Source organism: Enterobacter sp. RHBSTW-00975, assembly GCF_013615235.1.
In the GTDB taxonomy this organism is placed as follows: Bacteria; Pseudomonadota; Gammaproteobacteria; order Enterobacterales; family Enterobacteriaceae; genus Enterobacter; species Enterobacter ludwigii.
The window spans coordinates 1,665,484-1,684,768 of the sequence record NZ_CP055883.1 but is presented as its reverse complement, the minus strand read 5'-3'; the positions used below and the strand labels follow the sequence as shown (position 1 = coordinate 1,684,768).

General features: G+C 57.4%; 20 protein-coding genes and 1 riboswitch. Of the genes, 13 read left to right on the top strand and 7 right to left on the bottom strand.

Going from position 1 to position 19,285, the window contains the following annotated elements:
• Positions 1-324: 324 nt before the first annotated feature.
• Entirely contained in the window at positions 325-4,287 is a 3,963-nt protein-coding gene (gene putA / locus HV340_RS08035) for a trifunctional transcriptional regulator/proline dehydrogenase/L-glutamate gamma-semialdehyde dehydrogenase (RefSeq protein ID WP_040017118.1), read from the top strand.
• 101 nt (positions 4,288-4,388) lie between these two features.
• A complete protein-coding gene (locus tag HV340_RS08030) occupies positions 4,389-4,784 on the top strand; it encodes a lysozyme inhibitor LprI family protein (RefSeq protein WP_020884714.1) in 396 nt (131 codons plus the stop codon).
• Here the strand turns inward: HV340_RS08030 and rutR are convergent.
• Positions 4,781-5,419 carry an HTH-type transcriptional regulator RutR gene (gene rutR, locus HV340_RS08025; protein ID WP_020884715.1) on the bottom strand — a complete coding sequence of 213 codons (639 nt, stop codon included), beginning with the start codon at positions 5,417-5,419 and terminating at the stop codon, positions 4,781-4,783. The two genes, HV340_RS08030 and rutR, sit on opposite strands and share 4 nt — an antisense overlap.
• A 243-nt stretch (positions 5,420-5,662) precedes the next feature.
• On the opposite strand from rutR, the gene rutA reads away from it, so the two are divergent.
• The 7 genes from rutA to rutG are packed head-to-tail and all read left to right on the top strand — an operon-like array spanning position 5,663 to position 11,103.
• Positions 5,663-6,754, top strand: a complete 1,092-nt coding sequence (gene rutA, locus HV340_RS08020; RefSeq protein WP_025204484.1) for a pyrimidine utilization protein A — start codon at positions 5,663-5,665, stop codon at positions 6,752-6,754.
• Positions 6,754-7,443, top strand: a complete 690-nt coding sequence (gene rutB, locus HV340_RS08015) for a pyrimidine utilization protein B (protein WP_020884717.1) — start codon at positions 6,754-6,756, stop codon at positions 7,441-7,443. The genes rutA and rutB overlap by 1 nt, the downstream gene beginning before the upstream one ends.
• An 11-nt stretch (positions 7,444-7,454) precedes the next feature.
• Positions 7,455-7,841, top strand: a complete 387-nt coding sequence (rutC, locus tag HV340_RS08010) for a pyrimidine utilization protein C (RefSeq protein WP_020884718.1) — start codon at positions 7,455-7,457, stop codon at positions 7,839-7,841.
• Between the two features lie 7 nt (positions 7,842-7,848).
• Entirely contained in the window at positions 7,849-8,649 is an 801-nt protein-coding gene (gene rutD, locus HV340_RS08005) for a pyrimidine utilization protein D (protein ID WP_063925103.1), read from the top strand.
• Positions 8,650-8,658: 9 nt separating this feature from the next.
• On the top strand, positions 8,659-9,249 hold the full coding sequence (locus HV340_RS08000) for a malonic semialdehyde reductase (protein WP_025204485.1): 591 nt from the start codon (positions 8,659-8,661) through the stop codon (positions 9,247-9,249).
• A gap of 9 nt (positions 9,250-9,258) precedes the next feature.
• Positions 9,259-9,753 (top strand): NADH-dependent FMN reductase RutF, encoded by a 495-nt coding sequence (gene rutF, locus HV340_RS07995; RefSeq protein ID WP_063925104.1) that lies wholly within the window; start codon positions 9,259-9,261, stop codon positions 9,751-9,753.
• A 21-nt stretch (positions 9,754-9,774) separates the two neighbouring features.
• Positions 9,775-11,103: a pyrimidine utilization transport protein G gene (rutG, locus tag HV340_RS07990; protein WP_181216424.1), complete on the top strand. Its 1,329-nt coding sequence runs from the start codon at positions 9,775-9,777 to the stop codon at positions 11,101-11,103.
• Here rutG and HV340_RS07985 read toward each other — a convergent pair.
• Positions 11,091-12,014 carry a DMT family transporter gene (locus HV340_RS07985; RefSeq protein WP_041162529.1) on the bottom strand — a complete coding sequence of 308 codons (924 nt, stop codon included), beginning with the start codon at positions 12,012-12,014 and terminating at the stop codon, positions 11,091-11,093. The genes rutG and HV340_RS07985 overlap by 13 nt on opposite strands.
• Before the next feature lie 117 nt (positions 12,015-12,131).
• Entirely contained in the window at positions 12,132-12,302 is a 171-nt protein-coding gene (locus tag HV340_RS07980) for a general stress protein (protein WP_001273664.1), read from the bottom strand.
• Between the two features lie 391 nt (positions 12,303-12,693).
• Here HV340_RS07980 and wrbA point away from each other — a divergent pair, with 391 nt between their 5' ends.
• Complete coding sequence (gene wrbA, locus HV340_RS07975; protein ID WP_014169491.1) at positions 12,694-13,290, top strand: NAD(P)H:quinone oxidoreductase; 597 nt, start codon at positions 12,694-12,696, stop codon at positions 13,288-13,290.
• Positions 13,291-13,308: 18 nt separating this feature from the next.
• On the top strand, positions 13,309-13,536 hold the full coding sequence (locus tag HV340_RS07970; RefSeq protein WP_014169490.1) for a YccJ family protein: 228 nt from the start codon (positions 13,309-13,311) through the stop codon (positions 13,534-13,536).
• A gap of 32 nt (positions 13,537-13,568) precedes the next feature.
• On the opposite strand, the gene agp is transcribed toward HV340_RS07970, so the two are convergent.
• Both agp and HV340_RS07960 read right to left on the bottom strand, forming a co-directional pair.
• On the bottom strand, positions 13,569-14,810 hold the full coding sequence (agp, locus tag HV340_RS07965) for a bifunctional glucose-1-phosphatase/inositol phosphatase (RefSeq protein WP_047366235.1): 1,242 nt from the start codon (positions 14,808-14,810) through the stop codon (positions 13,569-13,571).
• Positions 14,811-14,896: 86 nt separating this feature from the next.
• On the bottom strand, positions 14,897-15,256 hold the full coding sequence (locus tag HV340_RS07960) for a helix-turn-helix domain-containing protein (RefSeq protein ID WP_014169488.1): 360 nt from the start codon (positions 15,254-15,256) through the stop codon (positions 14,897-14,899).
• A 100-nt stretch (positions 15,257-15,356) separates the two neighbouring features.
• Between HV340_RS07960 and HV340_RS07955 the strand changes: the two genes are divergently transcribed.
• Positions 15,357-16,106 carry an SDR family oxidoreductase gene (locus tag HV340_RS07955; RefSeq protein ID WP_181216423.1) on the top strand — a complete coding sequence of 250 codons (750 nt, stop codon included), beginning with the start codon at positions 15,357-15,359 and terminating at the stop codon, positions 16,104-16,106.
• A 1-nt stretch (position 16,107) separates the two neighbouring features.
• Here HV340_RS07955 and HV340_RS07950 read toward each other — a convergent pair whose 3' ends face one another.
• Positions 16,108-16,611, bottom strand: a complete 504-nt coding sequence (locus tag HV340_RS07950) for a DedA family protein (RefSeq protein ID WP_025204489.1) — start codon at positions 16,609-16,611, stop codon at positions 16,108-16,110.
• 290 nt (positions 16,612-16,901) lie between these two features.
• Positions 16,902-17,071, top strand: a riboswitch (M-box (ykoK) riboswitch).
• A 60-nt stretch (positions 17,072-17,131) separates the two neighbouring features.
• Here HV340_RS07950 and HV340_RS07945 point away from each other — a divergent pair.
• A complete protein-coding gene (locus HV340_RS07945; RefSeq protein WP_020884727.1) occupies positions 17,132-18,133 on the top strand; it encodes a magnesium transporter in 1,002 nt (333 codons plus the stop codon).
• Positions 18,134-18,174: 41 nt separating this feature from the next.
• Here the strand turns inward: HV340_RS07945 and HV340_RS07940 are convergent, their stop codons facing one another.
• Positions 18,175-19,251, bottom strand: coding sequence for a LacI family DNA-binding transcriptional regulator (locus tag HV340_RS07940; RefSeq protein WP_041162527.1), 1,077 nt, complete (start codon positions 19,249-19,251; stop codon positions 18,175-18,177).
• Between the last annotated feature and the right edge of the window lie 34 nt (positions 19,252-19,285).

Sequence of the window (19,285 nt, the reverse complement as noted above, 5' to 3'; positions counted from 1 at the left end):
TATCCTGCCGTAAGCAGTGCTCGCACACAAACGATTTAACACTGCATTTACATCAAATTCATCCCTGGTTTTATACGTCTTTCGTATAGGTTGCACTCGCTCACGCTTTTACGGGTTGCACCTTTTAAAAGTGTTAAGTCCCGCATAAAAACAGGCCTCTCATCCAGAAGCCAGCACTTTTTTCCAGCTAACCATCTCTTAACAATCCATTCATTTCCTGGGTTGCAAACCAGGTCACATTTAACACGGTTGCACAAAGTTGCAACATGGTGGATATTTCACGCTATCGATAGCACACGACGACAGAACAACAGGAGCTTTGGCATGGGTATGACCACCATGGGGGTTAAGCTGGATGACGCAACCCGCGAACGGATTAAGACCGCAGCAACCCGCATTGACCGCACGCCGCACTGGCTAATCAAGCAGGCGATTTTTAACTACCTCGAAAGACTCGAAAGCGATGAGGGGCTGCCAGAGCTGCCCGCGCTGCTGGCGGGTGCAGCCAATGAAAGTGATGAGGTTTCCGCCGCTGCTGACGAAAACCATCAGCCGTTCCTTGAATTCGCCGAGCAGATCCTGCCTCAGTCCGTCAGCCGCGCCGCCATTACCGGTGCTTACCGTCGTGCCGAAACCGACGCCGTACCGATGCTGCTGGAGCAGGCCCGTCTGCCAGAAGCCATTGCCTCTCAGGCGCACAGCCTGGCGTATCAACTTGCCGACAAATTGCGTAACCAGAAAAATGCCACCGGCCGCGCCGGAATGGTACAGGGTCTGCTGCAGGAGTTTTCCCTCTCCTCTCAGGAGGGCGTAGCGCTGATGTGTCTGGCGGAAGCGCTGTTGCGTATTCCTGACAAAGCCACCCGTGACGCACTGATCCGCGACAAAATCAGCAACGGTAACTGGCAGTCACACATTGGCCGCAGCCCGTCGCTGTTCGTCAACGCGGCGACCTGGGGCCTGCTGTTTACCGGCCGACTGGTCTCGACCCATAATGAAGCCAACCTCTCCCGCTCCCTGAACCGCATCATCGGCAAGAGCGGTGAACCGCTGATCCGAAAAGGCGTGGATATGGCGATGCGCCTGATGGGCGAGCAGTTTGTTACCGGCGAAACCATCGCGGAAGCGCTGGCCAACGCCCGTAAGCTCGAAGATAAAGGTTTCCGCTACTCTTACGACATGCTGGGTGAAGCGGCGCTGACCGCCGCCGACGCGCAGGCTTATATGGTCTCTTACCAGCAGGCGATTCACGCCATTGGTAAAGCGTCAAACGGTCGCGGTATTTATGAAGGCCCGGGGATCTCCATCAAGCTCTCGGCCCTGCATCCGCGCTACAGCCGTGCGCAGTACGACCGGGTGATGGAAGAGCTCTATCCGCGCCTGAAATCCCTGACCCTGCTGGCGCGCCAGTACGACATCGGTATCAACATCGATGCCGAAGAGGCCGACCGCCTGGAGATCTCCCTCGATCTGCTGGAAAAACTGTGCTTCGAGCCGGAGCTGGCAGGCTGGAACGGAATTGGTTTCGTTATCCAGGCGTATCAGAAACGTTGTCCGTTCGTGATTGATTACCTGATTGACCTGGCAAGCCGCAGCCGCCGTCGCCTGATGATCCGCCTGGTGAAAGGCGCCTACTGGGACAGCGAAATTAAACGCGCCCAGATGGAAGGTCTGGAAGGCTATCCGGTCTATACCCGCAAGGTTTACACCGATGTCTCATACCTCGCCTGCGCAAAAAAACTGCTCGGCGTGCCGAACCTGATTTACCCGCAGTTTGCCACCCATAACGCCCACACCCTGGCGGCCATCTACAGCCTGGCCGGACAGAACTACTATCCGGGTCAGTATGAGTTCCAGTGCCTGCACGGCATGGGTGAACCGCTGTACGAGCAGGTCACCGGTAAAGTGGCGGATGGCAAACTGAACCGTCCGTGCCGTATTTATGCCCCGGTGGGCACCCATGAAACCCTGCTGGCGTACCTGGTGCGTCGTCTGCTGGAGAACGGGGCGAACACCTCCTTCGTTAACCGTATCGCCGATACCACCCTGCCACTTGACGAGCTGGTTGCCGATCCGGTGCAGGCGGTTGAGAAGATGGCTGCCCAGGAAGGTCAGATTGGCCTGCCGCATCCGAAGATCCCGCTGCCGCGTGAACTGTACGGCAAAGGTCGCGTGAACTCCGCGGGCCTGGACCTGGCGAACGAACACCGTCTGGCCTCCCTCTCCTCCGCCCTGCTCAACAGCGCGCTGCAGAAATGGCAGGCCAAACCGATTCTGGAGCAGCCCGTCGCTGATGGCGAAATGCAGCCCGTGATTAACCCGGCGGAGCCAAAAGATATCGTCGGCTACGTGCGGGAAGCAACCGAAGCAGAAGTGGATCAGGCGCTGGACAGCGCGGTGAATAACGCGCCAATCTGGTTCGCGACACCGCCGCAAGAGCGTGGCGCCATTCTGGAACGTGCTGCGGTGCTGATGGAAGACCAGATGCAGTCGCTCATCGGGATCCTGGTGCGCGAAGCAGGTAAAACCTTCAGCAACGCCATTGCCGAAGTTCGTGAAGCGGTCGACTTCCTGCACTACTACGCAGGCCAGGTTCGTGATGATTTCGATAACGAAACCCACCGTCCTCTCGGTCCGGTGGTGTGTATCAGTCCGTGGAACTTCCCGCTGGCGATCTTCACCGGCCAGATTGCCGCCGCACTTGCCGCAGGCAACAGCGTGCTGGCAAAACCGGCGGAGCAGACCCCGCTGATTGCCGCTCAGGGTATTAACATTCTGCTGGAAGCAGGCGTGCCTGCGGGTGTCATACAGCTGTTGCCGGGCCGCGGTGAAACGGTCGGGGCGAAACTGACCGCCGATAACCGTGTGCGCGGCGTGATGTTTACCGGCTCGACTGAAGTGGCCTCCCTGCTGCAGCGCAACATCGCCACCCGTCTTGATGCGCAGGGGCGTCCAACGCCGCTCATCGCTGAAACCGGCGGCATGAACGCCATGATCGTCGACTCCTCCGCGCTCACCGAGCAGGTGGTGGTCGATGTTCTCGCCTCTGCCTTCGACAGCGCGGGCCAGCGCTGTTCCGCCCTGCGCGTGCTGTGTCTGCAGGATGACGTGGCAGACCACACGCTGAAGATGCTGCGCGGCGCGATGGCCGAATGCCGCATGGGTAACCCGGGCCGTCTCACGACCGATATCGGGCCGGTTATCGACGCGGAAGCCAAAGCAAATATCGAAAACCACATTCAGACCATGCGCGCCAAAGGCCGTCCGGTCTTCCAGGCCGTGCGTGAAAACAGCGAGGATGCCCGCGAGTGGCAGACCGGCACCTTTGTGCCGCCAACGCTGATTGAACTGGCCAGCTTCGACGAGCTGAAAAAAGAGGTCTTTGGCCCGGTATTGCACGTGGTGCGCTACAACCGTAACAACCTCAACGAGCTGATTGAACAGATTAACGCCTCCGGCTATGGCCTGACCCTCGGCGTGCATACCCGCATCGATGAGACCATCGCTCAGGTGACCGGCAGCGCTAAAGTAGGCAACCTGTACGTCAACCGTAACATGGTCGGCGCGGTGGTGGGCGTACAGCCGTTCGGCGGTGAAGGTCTGTCAGGTACCGGTCCAAAAGCCGGTGGTCCACTCTACCTGTACCGTCTGCTGGCAAACCGTCCGGACAATGCGCTCGGCGTGACGCTGGCACGTCAGGATGCCGAACGTCCGGTGGACGCGCAGCTGAAGGCCGTGCTGACACAGCCGCTGGAGGCGCTCATCACGTGGGCAGAAACACGCCCGGAACTGCGCGCTGTCGCACAGCAGTATGGCGAACTGGCGCAGGCGGGTACCCAGCGCCTGCTGCCGGGGCCAACCGGTGAGCGCAACACCTGGACGCTGATGCCGCGCGAGCGTGTGCTGTGCGTGGCGGACAACGAGCAGGATGCGCTGGTTCAGCTGGCCGCCGCTGCTGCAACCGGTTGTGAAGTGCTGTGGCCGGAAGATGCACTGCATCGTGACCTGGCGAAACAGCTGCCGAAAGCGGTCTCTGCCCGCATTCATTTTGCGAAGCCCGATGCCTTGCTGACTCAGCCGTTTGATGCCGTTATCTATCACGGTGATTCCGACCAGCTGCGCGAACTGTGCGAGCAGGTGGCGGCCCGCAGCGGTGCGATTGTTTCGGTGCAGGGCTTTGCCCGCGGCGAAACCAACCTGCTGCTGGAACGTCTGTACGTTGAGCGCTCGCTCAGCGTGAACACCGCGGCGGCGGGCGGTAACGCGAGCCTGATGACAATCGGTTAATCGTGTAAAATATCCCCGGTGGCACTACGCTTACCGGGGTGACAAAAAAACCCAGGGCCGGATAAGCACAGCGCATCCGGCTTTTTTACATGGAGGGGATGATGAAAAGATATCTGATCGCGGGGGCTGCATTGCTGCTGAGCGCGAACGCGCTGGCAGAAGAGTGCGCAAATGCGACCACCCAGCTTGAAATGAACACCTGTACGGCGCAGCAGTACCAGGCAGCCGATAAAAAACTGAATCAGACGTATCAGGCTGCCATCAAACGCGCAGAAGCCCCACAGCGTGAGCTTCTGAAAAAGGCACAGCAGGCGTGGATTGCCCTGCGCGATGCCGACTGCAACTTTATCGGGTCGGGTACTGAGGGAGGCAGCGTCCAGCCGATGATCATCAGCCAGTGCCTGAACGAAAAAACCGTTGAGCGTGAAGCGTTTCTTGCCTCACTGATGCAGTGTGAAGAGGGCGATTTAAGCTGCCCTCTTCCGCCGGGAAACTAACGCACGCGGATCCCTTCAATGATCATCTGCTGAACGTTTTCCAGCGTGCTGTGGAAAAACGCCTCATCCTGGAGCGTTTTACCGGTCACCGCTTCAACCTGGGCCGCAAAGTCAGCGTAATGCTGAGTGGAGGCCCAAATCATAAAGATCAGATGATGTGGGTCAACTGGAGCCAGCTTCCCGCCCGCCACCCATCCGGCAATAATGGCCGATTTCTCGTCAACCAGCTGTTTTAAATCCCCGGTCAGCTCCGCCTGCAACAGCGGTGCGCCCTGCAGCATCTCCAGGCAGAACAGCCGTGACGCCTGCGGATAATCACGCGACACCTCCAGCTTCAGGCGAATGTACTCCCTGATCGCCACCAGCGGGGCAAGCTCTTCGCGAAACGCCTTGAGCGGCGCCAGCCAGATATCGAGGATCTGTTGCATCACCGCAATATAAAGCGCCTCTTTCGACGGATAGTAGTAGAGCAGATTCGTTTTCGACACCCCGGCCTGTTCTGCCACCTGCTCAAGACGCGTGCCATGAATACCAAACTGCGAAAAGGTCTCCAGCGCCGCACCGAGGATGGCCTGCTTCTTCGCACTGACTGCCTGCGAACGTTTACCGGGTGTTTTCACTGCACCTTGTGTCATTCCCGCTCTCCATATTTTGCGTTGCCATCAGCATAGCAAAACCCCTCACCGACCACGACACTCTGCACTCCGATCGCGCATGAATGCCTGTTTTCTGTGCAATGTTTTTGACCATTTAGTCCACATTTGCATACCTCAATTAACCAACCATTGATTAACACATTAATAACAAAGCCATTTTCAAAACTGGCATTGCCTTTGCAAAACCCTTTTTACCTGCAACGTCGTAAAGAGAGGTTCGTGATGAAAATTGGCGTATTTGTACCTATCGGCAACAACGGCTGGCTAATCTCGACCACCGCCCCGCAATACATGCCTACTTTTGAGCTGAATAAAGCTATCGTGCAGAAGGCGGAGCACTACCATTTCGATTTTGCGCTTTCGATGATCAAGCTGCGGGGTTTCGGCGGCAAAACCGAATTCTGGGATCACAACCTGGAGTCCTTCACCCTGATGGCCGGGCTGGCAGCCGTCACCTCACGCATTCAGATCTACGCGACGGCCGCCACCCTCACCCTGCCGCCGGCGATCGTTGCCAGAATGGCCTCCACCATCGACTCCATCTCCGGTGGTCGCTTTGGCGTTAACCTGGTTACGGGCTGGCAAAAACCTGAGTATGAGCAGATGGGGATCTGGCCGGGCGACGAGTATTTCTCCCGCCGCTATGACTACCTGACCGAGTATGTGCAGGTGCTGCGCGATCTCTGGGGCACCGGCAAAAGCGACTTCAAAGGTGATTACTTCACCATGAACGACTGCCGCGTTAGCCCGCAGCCTTCCGCCCCGATGAAAGTGATCTGCGCCGGGCAGAGCGACGCAGGAATGGAATTCTCCGCTAAATACGCCGACTTCAACTTCTGCTTTGGCAAAGGCGTGAATACCCCAGCCGCCTTCGCCCCGACCGCGGCACGCATGAAAGAGGCCGCGGACAAAACCGGTCGCGATGTGGGTTCCTATGTCCTGTTTATGGTCATTGCCGACGAAACCGACGACGCCGCCCGCGCGAAATGGGAACGGTATAAGGCGGGCGCGGACGATGAAGCGCTGAGCTGGCTCACCGAACAGAGCCAGAAAGATACCCGTTCCGGCTCGGACACCAACGTCCGTCAGATGGCCGACCCGACCTCAGCGGTCAACATCAACATGGGCACGCTGGTCGGTTCCTATGCCAGCGTCGCCAGAATGCTCGATGAAGTGGCCGCCGTGCCCGGTGCGGAAGGCGTGCTGCTGACCTTCGATGAGTTCCTGACCGGTGTGGAAACATTCGGCGAGCGCATTCAGCCGCTGATGCAGTGCCGCGCCCACATTCCTGCTATCACAAAGGAGGTCGCGTAATGACCACGCTTGCAGCACGTCCGGAAGCCATCACCTTTGCGCCGCACCAAAGTGCCCTGATTGTGGTGGATATGCAAAACGCCTATGCCAGCCAGGGCGGCTATCTGGATCTGGCGGGATTTGACGTCTCCGCCACCCGACCGGTGATTGAGAACATTAAAACCGCAGTCAACGCAGCCCGCGCGGCAGGCATGCTGATCGTCTGGTTCCAGAACGGCTGGGACGATCAATATGTGGAGGCCGGTGGCCCGGGATCTCCCAATTTCCATAAATCGAACGCCCTGAAAACCATGCGCAAACGGCCCGAACTGCAGGGCACACTGCTGGCGAAAGGCAGCTGGGATTACCAGCTGGTGGATGAGCTGGTGCCAGAGGCAGGCGATATCGTGCTGCCCAAACCGCGCTACAGCGGCTTTTTTAACACCCCGCTCGACAGCCTGCTGCGCAGCCGGGGGATCCGTCATCTGGTCTTTACCGGCATCGCTACCAACGTCTGCGTGGAGTCCACCCTGCGCGACGGCTTCTTCCTGGAATATTTTGGCGTGGTGCTGGAAGACGCCACCCATCAGGCCGGGCCGGCGTTTGCGCAGCAAGCGGCCCTGTTCAACATCGAAACCTTTTTTGGCTGGGTCAGCAACGTCGCGGATTTTTGCGACGCCCTGAATCCACCGTTAGCCCGTATTGCCTGAGGAACAAGACCATGCCGAAATCCGTGATTATTCCGCCAGGAACCAGTACCCCGATTGCCCCGTTCGTGCCCGGCACGCTGGCCGATGGTGTGGTGTATGTATCCGGCACGCTGCCGTTTGATCAGCACAATAACGTGGTCTACCCCAACGACCCAAAGGCGCAAACCCGCCACGTGCTGGAGACGATCAAAAAAGTGATCGAAACAGCGGGTGGTACAATGGAGGATGTGACGTTCAACAGTATCTTTATCACCGACTGGAAAAACTACGCCGCGATTAACGACATTTACGCCGAGTTCTTTCCCGGTGATAAACCGGCCCGGTTCTGCATTCAGTGTGGGCTGGTGAAGCCAGATGCGCTGGTTGAAATCGCGACCGTTGCACACATCGCAAAGTGAGGCGGCCATGAAGCTCTCTGTCTCACCTCCCCCTTACGACGGCGCGCCCACGGTTGTCCTGATTGCCGGGCTTGGCGGGGGCGGCAGCTACTGGCTACCGCAGCTTGCCGTCCTGGAGCAAGAGTACCAGGTGGTGTGCTACGACCAGCGCGGGACGGGCAATAATCCCGACGTGCTGCCGGAAGCCTACAGCCTGGCGATGATGGCCGACGAGCTAGCCCGGGTGCTGAATGCCGCCGGGATCGTTCGTTACTGCGTCGTGGGTCATGCGCTGGGGGCGCTGATCGGCCTGCAGCTGGCGCTCGACCACCCCGATGCCCTCAGCGCGCTGGTGTGCGTGAACGGCTGGCTCACTCTGAATGCTCATACCCGACGCTGTTTCCAGATCCGCGAACGCCTGCTTCATGCAGGCGGCGCACAGGCGTGGGTAGAGGCGCAGCCGCTGTTTCTTTACCCGGCCGACTGGATGGCCGCCCGCGCGCCGCGCCTGGAGGCCGAAGAGGCCCTGGCACTGGCCCACTTCCAGGGCAAAAACAACCTGCTGCACAGGCTGAATGCCCTGAAGAAAGCGGACTTCAGTCGCCACGCCTCACGCATTCACTGCCCGGTACACCTCATCTGCTCCGCCGACGATCTGCTCATCCCTGCGGTCTGTTCCACTGAGCTACAGGCGGCCATCCCCGGCAGCCACAAGGTGGTGATGCGTCAGGGCGGGCACGCCTGCAACGTCACCGAGCCAGAAACCTTTAATACGCTGCTGCTGAACGGGCTTGCCAGCCTGCTGCACAGCCCTGAACCCGCTTTATAAGGAGCCCTGATGAGCGAAGCGATTACCCCTGGCGCGCTGGCATCACTGTTTACCGGCGCACGCACCCATAACGGCTGGCAGGCGATCCCCGTCAGCGACGAGACGCTGCGCGAGATCTACGACCTGATGAAATGGGGTCCCACGTCCGCCAACTGCTCGCCAGCGCGGATTGTGTTTGTACGAAGCGCAGAGGGAAAAGAAAAACTGCGTCCGGCGCTTTCCAGCGGCAACCTGGAGAAAACCCTTACCGCCCCGGTCACGGCGATTGTCGCCTGGGATAGTGAATTTTATGAACGCCTGCCCGCCCTGTTCCCCCACGGGGATGCGCGGAGCTGGTTTACCTCAAGCCCGGCGCTTGCCGAAGAGACCGCCTTTCGCAACAGCGCGATGCAGGCGGCTTACCTGATTTTCGCCTGTCGGGCGCTGGGGCTCGATACGGGCCCGATGTCAGGCTTTGATCGCCAAAAAGTCGACGACGCGTTTTTCACCGGCACGTCGCTGAAAAGTAATCTGCTTATCAATATTGGCTATGGCGATACCAGCAAACTCTACGGCCGTTTGCCGCGTCTGGCCTTTGAAGACGCATGCGCACTGGCATAAGGAGCCACCATGAAGACACCCGATAAACAAACCTTCCGTGATGCCATGGCCTGCGTCGGTGCGGCGGTCAATATCATCACCACCGACGGTCCTGCCGGGATGGCGGGTTTCACCGCCAGCGCGGTGTGCAGCGTAACGGATTCGCCGCCCACGCTGCTGGTATGCCTGAACCGTGGCGCATCCGTCTGGCCGACCTTCAGTGAAAACCGCACCCTGTGCGTCAATACCCTGAGCGCCGGACAAGAGCCGCTATCAAACCTGTTTGGGGGGAAAACCCCGATGGACGAGCGCTTCGCCGCCGCGCGCTGGGAGACCGGCGAAACGGGTTGCCCGCGTCTGGAGGAGGCGCTGGCCTCGTTTGACTGCCGTATCAGCCAGGTGGTGAGCGTGGGCACGCACGACATCCTGTTTTGCGACATCGTTTCGATTATTCGCCACCCCGCGCCGCAAGGGCTGGTGTGGTTTGACCGCGGCTATCACGCGCTTATGCGACCCGCCTGTTAACCCTCCTTAAGGAGTCAGCTCATGGCAATGTTCGGTTTTCCCCACTGGCAGTTGAAATCGACCTCTACGGAACCTGGCGTGGTCGCGCCGGATGAAAGGCTCCCGCTCGGGCCAACCTTAGTGATGGGGGTTCAGCACGCGGTCGCGATGTTCGGCGCAACGGTGCTGATGCCCATGCTGATGGGGCTTGATCCCAATCTGTCCATTCTGATGTCGGGTATCGGTACCCTGCTGTTCTTTTTCATCACCGGCGGGCGCGTGCCCAGCTATCTTGGTTCCAGCGCTGCGTTTGTCGGCGTGGTCATCGCCACCACCGGCTTTAACGGTCAGGGCATCAACCCGAATCTGAGCGTCGCGCTCGGCGGCATTATCGCCTGCGGGCTGGTCTACACGCTGATTGGCCTGGTGGTCATGAAAGTCGGGACGCGCTGGATAGAGCGGATGATGCCTCCCGTCGTCACCGGGGCTGTGGTGATGGCAATTGGTCTGAACCTTGCGCCAATAGCCGTCAGAAGCGTCTCCGGTTCGCCCTTTGAAAGCTGGATGGCGGTGATCACGGTACTCTGCATTGGCCTGGTGGCGGTGTTTACGCGGGGGATGATCCAGCGACTGTTGATCCTGGTGGGGTTAATCGTTGCCTGTCTGGTGTACGCCCTGCTGGCAAACGTCTTCGGTCTGGGCAAGCCGGTTGATTTTACACTGTTGCATAACGCCGCCTGGTTCGGCCTGCCGCAGGTGACGTCTCCGGTCTTTAACACGCAGGCGATGATGTTAATCGCGCCGGTTGCGGTGATCCTGGTGGCAGAAAACTTAGGCCATCTGAAAGCCGTTGCGGGTATGACCGGGCGCAGCATGGACCCTTACATGGGCCGCGCCTTTGTCGGCGACGGTCTGGCTACCATGCTCTCCGGCTCGGTCGGCGGTAGCGGTGTAACGACCTACGCTGAAAATATTGGTGTGATGGCAGTGACCAAAGTTTACTCCACCCTGGTCTTCTTGGCGGCAGCGGTGATGGCGATGCTCCTCGGCTTCTCACCGAAATTCGGCGCGCTGATCCACACCATTCCCGCGCCGGTGATTGGTGGGGCATCGATTGTGGTATTTGGTCTGATTGCCGTTGCCGGGGCACGCATCTGGGTGCAGCATCGTGTCGATCTGAGCCAGAACAGCAACCTGATTATGGTGGCGGTCACGCTGGTGCTGGGGGCGGGAGATTTTGCCCTGACGCTGGGCGGCTTCACCCTTGGTGGGATTGGCACCGCAACCTTTGGCGCAATCCTGCTTAACGCCCTGCTGAGCCGCCGGGAAGCGGCCGCACCGCAGGGCGACGTGGTACATCAGGACTCTTGATTTATCGCAGCGCTGTCACGCTCTGGCAGCGCTTTTTTCTTCCGTTTCAGCTTCAGCTCACTCACCAGCACGCCGGCGACAATAAACGCCGCACCCACCAGCGCCAGCAGCGGTAAACGCTCTCCCGCGATACGCCCGAAAATGCCCGCCCATACCGGTTCACCGGTATAGATAACCGTCGCACGCGTCGGGGAAACGCTGCGCTGCGCCCAGTTCATGGTGACCTGGATAATGGCGCTAAAGATGCCCAGCCCCAGCGCCACCACAACCAGCCCGGTGGACATCGGCGGAACAGACTCCCCTGCCGGCACCATGGTGGCAAAAGCCACCAGCGACGCGGTCGCCAGCTGAACCACGGTGACGCGCTTGACGTCCACTTTGCCAGCCCAGGCGCTGATCAGAATAATTTCCGCTGCAATCGCGATAGCGCCCACCAGCGTAATGATTTCGCCCGGCCCCAGCGCCAGCAGGTTGTTTTCCGGCCCGGCAAGCAAGATAAGGCCAATAAACGCCAGTACGATCCCCGTGCAGGACATCAGACCCGGTATTCTCCCCAGACAGAGCCATTGCAGTAACGGCACCAGCGGCACATACATGGCGGTGATAAACGCCGATTTGCTGCTGGTGATGGTCTGTAATCCCCACGTCTGCAGACTGTAGCCCATGGCAATCGCAACCCCTATGGCCACCCCGGCCTTCAGTTCTTTAAGCGTCAGCCCGCGCAAGGTTTTAAGCGAGAGTAATCCCACGGCAATCGCCGCCGTCGCAAAGCGCAGGCCGACAAAAAAGAACGGACCGCTCAGCGTAACCGCATACTGGACGGCAAGAAAGGTTCCGCCCCAGAACATGGTGATCAGAATGAGAAGGGCTTCCTGAGGTTTGACGGAGAATGTGAAACGGGAGAGAGACATGCGGCACCAGCAAATAAGCATCAATCCTCTAGTGTGCGATGCCTTTGGTTACAGTTCAATGTTGCAGAAATAAAAAACCGCCGGGAGATCCCGGCGGCAGGGTATCAGCCCGGCGTATTACTTATTGCTGCCATGACTGTTTTTGCCCCCTTTTTTGCCAGCTTCTGATGCGCGCTGAGGGTCATTTTTGAAATTCCCCCCGCTAGACTGGCCACCTTTACGACCTGCTTCTGATGCTCTTTCACGGTCTTCAGCGAAATTACCTGAACCACCACGATGGTTTGCCATCTCTAACCTCCAGAGTGTGAAACATTAGACATCATATTGCATTCAGTAAAAGAGGATTCTTTCACCGCGCGGCTGAAGGACAGTGCCTTTATCTGTGCCGCGTGAAATTAAGCTTAGTGGAATGCGGCTATCCGGCAAGTCAGAGGTAATATTCTGCAACATGATCTCAGCCATTCGGGTGAGATTACGCGACGGCCATTTATAAGCCTTTCTTATCATTTTAAAAATCCGCAGCGGGAAAGTTGTTTCATTTTGCTACAAAGCGCTTTTGTATCCATATTGTTATAAATCAAAGAAATGCCGTTCATTTTTGCAGTCTGGCTGTGATGACATATCTTTAAATGAACGCAGCGATCCGCTGTCAGAAAACACAAACGAGGAGTGATGCAAAATGGCAAAAGTTCTGGTGCTCTATTATTCCATGTATGGACACATTGAAACCATGGCTCACGCGGTAGCAGAAGGTGCAAACAGAGTGGACGGCGTAGAAGTTGTGGTGAAACGCGTACCGGAAACGATGCAGGCTGAGGCGTTCGCCAAAGCCGGGGGGAAAACACAAAATGCCCCGGTTGCCACCCCGCAGGAACTGGCTGATTACGATGCCATTATTTTCGGCACCCCTACCCGATTTGGCAATATGTCAGGCCAGATGCGGACCTTCCTCGATCAAACCGGAGGACTTTGGGCATCCGGAGCGTTATACGGCAAACTCGCCAGCGTCTTCAGCTCCACCGGGACCGGCGGCGGTCAGGAGCAGACGATTACGTCAACCTGGACTACCCTTGCTCATCATGGGATGGTGATTGTGCCGATTGGCTACGGCGCGCAGGAACTGTTTGATATTTCCCAGGTTCGTGGCGGGACACCGTACGGCGCCACCACCATTGCCGGTGGCGATGGCTCCCGACAGCCGAGCAACGAAGAGCTCACTATCGCCCGCTATCAGGGTGAGTATGTCGCAGGCCTCGCCAAAAAACTGAACGGCTAACTCAACAGGAGGACAAGTATGCCAACTCAAGAATCCAAAGCCCACCGCGTGGGTGAATGGGCAAGTTTACGCAACACCTCTCCGGAGATCGCCGAAGCCATTTTTGAAGTCGCGAACTATGACGAGAAGCTGGCAGAGCAGATTTGGGAAGAAGGCAGCGATGAAGTGCTGGAACGTGCCTTCGGGAAAACGGACAAAGACGCGCTCTTCTGGGGTGAGCAAACCATCGAACGTAAAAACGTCTGAACGTTTCCCCCCGCCTGAGCGGGGGGTTTTACCTATTTCGCCGCGTTATTCATCACCACATTGAATTTATCGATTGGGCAAAAACCGTTCGCATCAACCGGACACCCCTTCAGCTCCAGCGTCACACGCTGTGCCGGCGCATCCAGTGACAATACGCTGGCGTTACGCAGCTGGTCGGCGCTCTGATAGACATACTCAATCTTCATAAGCTCCTGGTTGGCGTTTTTATCATGCCAGCGCTGGAAAACAATTTTCCCGCCAATTGGCGTCCGCTCGTGCTGGTCATGCAGCTGGTACGGTTTGAAATCCAGCGCCGTAAGCAGCGACGCGATATTGGAATCATGCCCCACCAGCAGGGTGATTTTCGGCGCTTTCGCCTGCCCGGTGACGAGAGCCTGGTCGATATACTTCACCAGCGGTTTGGCCACGTTTTGCGCCACCTCGGTGGAGGTAAACAGCGAGTCCTGATAGCCATTTTTCAGCTGCGACAACACGCGCCACTGTTGATCGGTTTTAATTTCACCCCAGGCAACCTGGTCTGCCGGGAAGCCTTCGTAATACTGCAGCGTGAAGGCATCCACCAGCGAGTTACCGACTTTTAACGGCCCCGATACGCCAGGTTCTTTTTCATAGTCGGCGCTGAAGGTATCTTTCGCCTCTGCCAGCGAGCACACGTTCTTCTCTTTACAGGACGGTGAATCGGCGTAATTCGTCATCTGCTCCAGCAGCTTGTAGCTCTCGCCAAGCTGCATTTTCTGCCGCTCAGTCTCCATCGCCTTCAGCGCTTTTTCACGGAATGCAGGTGAGTTATCCGTAATCACCGGGTTAAAGGTCGGATCCATGGTGCCCATTTTTTCCTGATGATGCACAGGCACATCGCACCCCGGGAAGGCGCCGGTGATAAAGAACTGCGCGGTGGCGACAGTGCGCTGCAGGCTGTTGGCATAGGCATATACGCTATCCGCGGCCGGGCACTCGCCGGTTTTCACCATCCCCTGCTGTGCCAGCCACTCACGCATATAGTGGCCCATATAGACTTCAAGCACGCCACCTTTGGTGGTGAGCTGACCGCCTGGCACCTCCCATTCTGGCCACTGCTTCGGTGTGGATTGCTCGAGCACGCTGCCATTATTGGCGAGCGGCGCGCGCAAATTATGGCGACTCATGATTAAAACTTGTTCCAGCTGATACCCTTCCGGCGTCTCTTGCGCCTGCACGCCAGATGTCACTGCAATGGAACCGGCGATTGCCAGCGCGAGTAGTGCTTTTCTCATCCCTAATTCCTCACTCGTTTTAAAATGTCGCAGTGAGTGTGACAGATTCGTGACAATTTTCCGGGAAGCGTTTCGCAAACTGAGGATTACTTTTCAAGGCGATCGCCGTATTCGCTCATCCAGTCGGCCAGCGGGGAGAGCGCGCTCTGGAGGGTTAACCCCAGCGCGGTTATCTGATACTCCACCCGCGGTGGGATCTCCGGGTAGATAGTGCGCGACACCAGCCCGCGCTGCTCAAACAGGCGCAACTGCTTCGTGAGCTCTTTTTGCGTGATGGGGGCGGCGGCGCGCAGCAGATCGCCAAACCGGACCGGTGCATTGAGCATAATCAGGCGATAGAGCACCGGGATGGCCCACTTACCGGAAATCAGGTTTACAAACTGCGTCATCGGGCAGAGATAAACCTCAGATTTTTTTTCACAGGGTATATTGAGTGATTCCGCCATAGCACACCTCTTGCCTCATTAGTATCCAAATGGTACCTGGTTTCCTTTCGATACTAACGTTTCTATAGTGCTTTCTCCAGAGTCATTTCAGGAGAAGCACATGGGTCGTTTAGCAGGTAAATATACGCTGATTACCGGCGGCACTTCCGGTATTGGTCTCGCTACCGCGCAGGAATTTATTGCCGAAGGGGCGCACGTTGCTGTCACCGGACGTAACCCGGATACCCTTGCCGAAGCACAACGCATTCTGGGCGATAATGCCTGGGTTATTCCGACCGATGCGGGTGACATCGCCGCGCAAAAAGCGCTGGCGGACACGCTCGCCTCTCGCTGGTCGCATCTTGATGCCGTGTTTATTAACGCCGGCGATGTGACGCACGGGCTGCTTGAAGAGTGGCAGGAAGACGCCTGGGATCGCCTGATGGGCATCAACCTTAAAGGACCGTTCTTTTTGATTCAGGCCCTGCTGCCGCTGCTCAATAATCCCTCCTCTGTGATCCTGTGCGGATCCGTGAGCGCCCGCATCGGGCTGCCTGCCAGCAGCGTTTATGCCGCCAGCAAGGCGGGATTACTGTCGCTGGCACGCACGCTGTCAGGGGAGCTGTTGCCGCGCGGTATTCGCGTCAACGGCCTGAGCCCGGGTCCGGTGGAAACACCGGCATTTAATAAAACGGGGTTAAGCGAGGAAGCGCTCAAGGCGATGCTGGGGGATATCACCAAACTTGTGCCGCTGGGCAGAATGGGCACGCCGACGGAGCTGGCGAAAGCCGCACTCTATCTTGCCTCTGACGAATCGCGCTATATGGTGGGAACGGAACTGCTGGTCGACGGCGTAATGGGAAACCTGTAGGTCAAAAGGCGCTGATGCCGGTGACGATGCCGACATACAGCGCCGCCCATACGACGGCTGAAATCAGGCTTACCGCGTAAACCTTCGCCGCGTTCAGTCTGAGCATGCCCGCTGCCAGCGGGACGATATAGCGCAGCACCGCCAGGAAACGCGCGGTAAAGAGCACCAGCACGCCGTTTTTCTGCAGCTGATGTTGTACCCGCAAAAATTTCTCGGCGTGCCGGGAGGTGAAGCGCGTGACCAGCCGCGTGTGGCCCATCAACTGGCCGATATGATAATTCAATACCGACCCTGTTGCGGCACCCGCCGCGACAGCCAGCCACGTCAGTCCCGGATGCAGGCTGGTCTGGCTGACGGTGATCCCTGCCAGCAGCATCACCGAGGCCGGCGGAAGCACGGAGGAAACCAGTACCGTAGACTTGCTCAGCGCGATGACGAAAAGCAGCGCGAACAGATGCGTCGGATAGAGCGCAAAATGATTCAGCAGATTGTCAAACCACGTCATATTCCACCCCGCAGCGTTCGTGATGCTGACCATTAGAAACGAACAACCTTAAATGGGGTATCAACCGCTCAGACCTCCAGCAGGAAGGCATTAACGACACGCGAAAATGTCAGCGCCATTTAGAAACACAGAGGTGTGGAATTATACTCTCTTGAGCAATAACCACCGTCATTGATGAATAATCGATGTCATTAATACGCGGGATTAAATTATTGTTCTAAACGTTTCTTAAACGTCTTTTAAATTCCACAGCGCGATGTTTAAAGTGGCGTATTATCCCTCTCGTTTTACAACGATCTCGTTATGGCGAGGCTCCTGTACAAATACACGTTATCGCTCTGGTGGGTTCGAGAGAACCGGCACAGGGTAAAACAGGCACTGTCGAATCAAGGCTTTGTCAGTATAACTTCCCTTACGGGATACGGTGTACAGTGCTGAACCCAGGACGTGGGGATCTCCTCTTCGACATGCCCTGTCTTGCTCGCCCCTGAGAGATTTTATTATTCAAAGGGAATTCACTATGTCTTACGCTATTCACAATCAAAACCTGGCATTCAATGACAGCGCAATCGCGCAATATATGAATACCGATTTTATCGTCCTCGATATTTCATTATGCGTGGCGCTGGCACGCGAGCAATTTTTCGAAAAATTAAAAGACGATGATATTCCATCGCATATTTTCCTCGAAGATAACGGTCGGCTGGCGGGCATGGTTGCGGTGCGCAAACTGCTGCAGACCGCCGATACGGTACAACCGGTGAAAACGCTGATGATTTCTCAGTTTCTGCAGGTCAAACCGGAAGACGAGCGTGCCGATGTCGCCGGGCTGCTGGCCCACGGCGAGGCGGATGTCGTGCCGGTGGTCACGCACGGTAAAGTGGTCGGCTGCCTGACCGAACGCGAAATCGCCCATCTGCTGGAAGATGATGTCACCGAAGATGCCCAGCTCCAGGGAGCAACGCTGCCGCTGGAAAAGCCGTATCTGGAAACCAGCCCCTTCAGCCTGTGGAAAAAACGCTCCGTCTGGCTGCTGCTGCTGTTTGTCGCTGAAGCCTATACCAGCTCGGTTATTCAGCACTTCGAAGAAGCGCTGGAATCCGCCATTGCCCTGGCCTTTTTTATTCCGCTGCTGATAGGGACCGGTGGGAACAGCGGGACGCAGATTACCTCCACGCTGGTGCGTGCAATGGCGCTGGGTGAAGTGCGTCTGCGCGACGTTGGCCGTGTGTTACGAAAGGAGATGACCACCTCGCTGATGATTGCCGCCACGCTTGGTCTTGCCGGGTGTGTTCGCGCCTGGATGATGGGTATCGGGCTGGAAATTACCCTTATTGTCAGCCTGACGCTGGTCTGTATTACGCTGTGGAGTGCGATTGTCTCGTCAGTTATTCCGATGGTACTGAAGCGCTGCGGCATTGACCCGGCCGTCGTTTCCGCGCCCTTTATCGCGACGCTTATCGACGGAACCGGTCTGATTATCTACTTCAAGATTGCGCAGTACACGCTGGGGCTGGAATAAGAGTGCAGCACCTCACCCACCGGGTTGAGGTGCTCACCGTTTTACATATCGCCAAGCTGATGTGCGATATCACGAAGCTGTTGCGCCAGCGCCTGCAGGTTTTTGCCCTTCTCACCTTTCGGCCCGGTCGACTGCCGCACCACCAGCCGGGCAGGCAGAATGGATGACATGCGCACGGCATTGTCTTCGCCACTGTCAAGAATGCGGCGCACCGCCTCTTTCCCCTGCAGATCCAGGTCCAGCGATACCGTGGTCAATGCCGGATAGAAGAATGAGCTTTCGTAGGTGTCATCGTAGCCAATCACCGATTTTTCACCCGGAATGGAAATCTGATGCTGATGGAAAGCACTTAATACCCCCAGCGCCATCTGGTCGTTGGCCACCAGCACGGCAGAAAATTGCGGCGTCTCGCGCAGCATCTGCAACGCACCCGCGTAACCGCTCTGCGCATCCCAGTTCCCGCGGATCACCGAGGCCGGCTCCAGACCGTAACCGTTCAGGGTTTCAATCCAGCTTTTCAGCCTGAGCTGCGCCGAGACAGAAGACGCTGGCCCCGCCAGCAACGCGATTTCCCGGTGCCCCAGTTCGTAGAGATATTTGACGCTGGCACGGGTGCCATCTGCCGGGTTAAACGAAACGTTAAACACGGAACTGTAAGGGTCAACGTCGAGGAACAGACAGACGATATCGTCGTTGTCCGTCGCGATTTTCTGCGCCTGCTCTGCTTCCAGCGGGACATTGATGATCACCTTACTGACGAGCTGAGATTTCAGTTCATTGATCGAATCCTGGATGCTGTGGTTGACGTTCTCATCAATCATGGAGATCAACACCTGATACCCTTCCACATTTGCATAGCGTTTTACCGCCGCGGCGACCTGTGACGGCGCATGCAAAGCCAGCGAAATCGTCACCAGTCCGACGGTCTGGGTCTGCTTTCCGACCAGCTGCTGTGCCAGGCGGTTCGGGACATACCGCAATAACTCTATGGATTTCTCCACCTTGTGACGCGTGGCTTCGGATACATTGGCAGATTTATTCAGTACCCTGGACACGGTCTGATAGGAGACGCCCGCATGGCGTGCGACGTCCTCTAACGTTGCGCTTTTCGACTTCATGGTCCGGTTCCTTATGTTGTTATGAGCTGATTGT

Coding starts and splice junctions, on each gene's coding strand:
- putA (WP_040017118.1), top strand. CDS start 325: ATGGGTATGACCACCATGGGGGTTAAGCTGGATGACGCAACCCGCGAA.
- HV340_RS08030 (WP_020884714.1), top strand. CDS start 4,389: ATGAAAAGATATCTGATCGCGGGGGCTGCATTGCTGCTGAGCGCGAAC.
- rutR (WP_020884715.1), bottom strand. CDS start 5,419: ATGACACAAGGTGCAGTGAAAACACCCGGTAAACGTTCGCAGGCAGTC.
- rutA (WP_025204484.1), top strand. CDS start 5,663: ATGAAAATTGGCGTATTTGTACCTATCGGCAACAACGGCTGGCTAATC.
- rutB (WP_020884717.1), top strand. CDS start 6,754: ATGACCACGCTTGCAGCACGTCCGGAAGCCATCACCTTTGCGCCGCAC.
- rutC (WP_020884718.1), top strand. CDS start 7,455: ATGCCGAAATCCGTGATTATTCCGCCAGGAACCAGTACCCCGATTGCC.
- rutD (WP_063925103.1), top strand. CDS start 7,849: ATGAAGCTCTCTGTCTCACCTCCCCCTTACGACGGCGCGCCCACGGTT.
- HV340_RS08000 (WP_025204485.1), top strand. CDS start 8,659: ATGAGCGAAGCGATTACCCCTGGCGCGCTGGCATCACTGTTTACCGGC.
- rutF (WP_063925104.1), top strand. CDS start 9,259: ATGAAGACACCCGATAAACAAACCTTCCGTGATGCCATGGCCTGCGTC.
- rutG (WP_181216424.1), top strand. CDS start 9,775: ATGGCAATGTTCGGTTTTCCCCACTGGCAGTTGAAATCGACCTCTACG.
- HV340_RS07985 (WP_041162529.1), bottom strand. CDS start 12,014: ATGTCTCTCTCCCGTTTCACATTCTCCGTCAAACCTCAGGAAGCCCTT.
- HV340_RS07980 (WP_001273664.1), bottom strand. CDS start 12,302: ATGGCAAACCATCGTGGTGGTTCAGGTAATTTCGCTGAAGACCGTGAA.
- wrbA (WP_014169491.1), top strand. CDS start 12,694: ATGGCAAAAGTTCTGGTGCTCTATTATTCCATGTATGGACACATTGAA.
- HV340_RS07970 (WP_014169490.1), top strand. CDS start 13,309: ATGCCAACTCAAGAATCCAAAGCCCACCGCGTGGGTGAATGGGCAAGT.
- agp (WP_047366235.1), bottom strand. CDS start 14,810: ATGAGAAAAGCACTACTCGCGCTGGCAATCGCCGGTTCCATTGCAGTG.
- HV340_RS07960 (WP_014169488.1), bottom strand. CDS start 15,256: ATGGCGGAATCACTCAATATACCCTGTGAAAAAAAATCTGAGGTTTAT.
- HV340_RS07955 (WP_181216423.1), top strand. CDS start 15,357: ATGGGTCGTTTAGCAGGTAAATATACGCTGATTACCGGCGGCACTTCC.
- HV340_RS07950 (WP_025204489.1), bottom strand. CDS start 16,611: ATGACGTGGTTTGACAATCTGCTGAATCATTTTGCGCTCTATCCGACG.
- HV340_RS07945 (WP_020884727.1), top strand. CDS start 17,132: ATGTCTTACGCTATTCACAATCAAAACCTGGCATTCAATGACAGCGCA.
- HV340_RS07940 (WP_041162527.1), bottom strand. CDS start 19,251: ATGAAGTCGAAAAGCGCAACGTTAGAGGACGTCGCACGCCATGCGGGC.